This is a genomic window from Microcoleus sp. S13_B4, assembly GCF_036700885.1.
Lineage (GTDB): Bacteria > Cyanobacteriota > Cyanobacteriia > Cyanobacteriales > Microcoleaceae > Microcoleus.
The window spans coordinates 1-1,467 of sequence record NZ_JAUBPU010000147.1; the positions used below are offsets into that span (position 1 = coordinate 1).

General features: G+C 44.3%; 1 protein-coding gene. It reads left to right on the plus strand.

Going from position 1 to position 1,467, the window contains the following annotated elements:
- Nucleotides 1-53: 53 nt before the first annotated feature.
- The coding region (tnpC, locus tag QT994_RS27635) for an IS66 family transposase (RefSeq protein WP_333180322.1) at nt 54-1,467 on the plus strand (1,414 nt) is incomplete at its 3' end.

Below are 1,467 nucleotides of genomic sequence, written 5' to 3' on the forward strand. Positions count from 1 at the left end.
GTAAGGATTCAGGTCAAAAAAACTTCAGTGGCGGCATCTGGTAAAATAAACGAATGAAAAAGCCCGCAGCCACCAGAGAGCAGAAAAAAACCGAAATCCAGCAGTTGAGCCAAGCTGAACTGGTGGAAATGGTACTGGGGCTGCAAAAAATTATTGAAGAATTACAAGAAAAACTAGCCATTGCTACGGGGAAAAGTCGAACCACCAGTCAGACTTCATCAAAGCCCCCATCAACGGATCTGATCCAAAAATCAGAGAAACCAACAGTCCAACCAGAAGCAGACAAAAAAAAGAAAGCAGGTGGACAACCAGGTCATCCCGGGAAAACCCGAAAAGGGTTTGGACGAGTAGACAGAACCGAAATTAGCTCACCCGACATCTGTCTCAATTGTGGCAGTAAAGAATTAAGTGAAGTAATTAACATTCATAGACAGCAAGTAGCAAGTCTAGTAGCAAAACCAATCGAAATTGTTGAATATCAAACACAATCGTGTAAATGCCTCGAATGTGGTGCAGTAGTCAGAGGAGAACCACCAAGCGGAATAATTCCAGGACAAGACTTGAGCGTTAATCTTCAAGCACTCTTAGTCTGGCTGGGGAATTATGGACATCTTTCCTACGACAAGCTGACTGAATTGTTGTGGGAACTCGGCAGGATAGAAGTGTCCGTAGGAACACTCCAAAAAACCAATCAACGAGTAGCAGTAGCAGTAGAGCCAGCTATCAAAGCACTGTGGGAATGGGCCCCTCTACAATCAAACGTTCATGTAGATGAAACGCCGTGGTGTGTGATGGGGGTTAAAGAATGGCTATGGACGGCTAGTGGAGAAGGATTTTGTTTATTTCATGCCGCAGATACCAGGGGGCGCGTGGAACTAGAAACCATGCTGGGCAAAGAATTTGCGGGAGTCTTAATCTCAGATGATTTCAGTGTTTATAATGGTGTGAAAGTCGCAGCTCAACAGAAGTGTCTGGCCCATTTACGACGGCATTTTAAGAAAGTGCTGGTACTTCCTGGCAATGATAATGCAGCAGTCGCTCAAATATTTCTGTCATTAATAGATGAAGCTTTTATCGCCCATGAGTCGTGGCGCAAGACGAAGGAGCAACTCACATACTACTCATGGGCTCAGGATTTCAAAATACGATTGAATCTTGCTTTGGAGACTTGGTTGAACAAAGTTGGTTATACCGCAGGTTTGTTACTCAAATCCTTACGGGATAAGGCAGAACAATGGTGGTATTTTCTCTCTGACCCCTCGGTTCCTCCAGATAATAATAAAGCCGAACGTTCTCTACGGTTAGCTGTAACTAAGCGGAAAGTTTCTGGCGGCTCTCGTTCGATGAAACGATTTGAGGAAACGGCTGATCTACTTAGTGTGATTCAAACCTGTCGTTTTCAAGCTCGTTCAGTAATGACTTTTTTCCGTGAGGCTATTTCTGCCCATTCTTGTGACTTGGCTATGC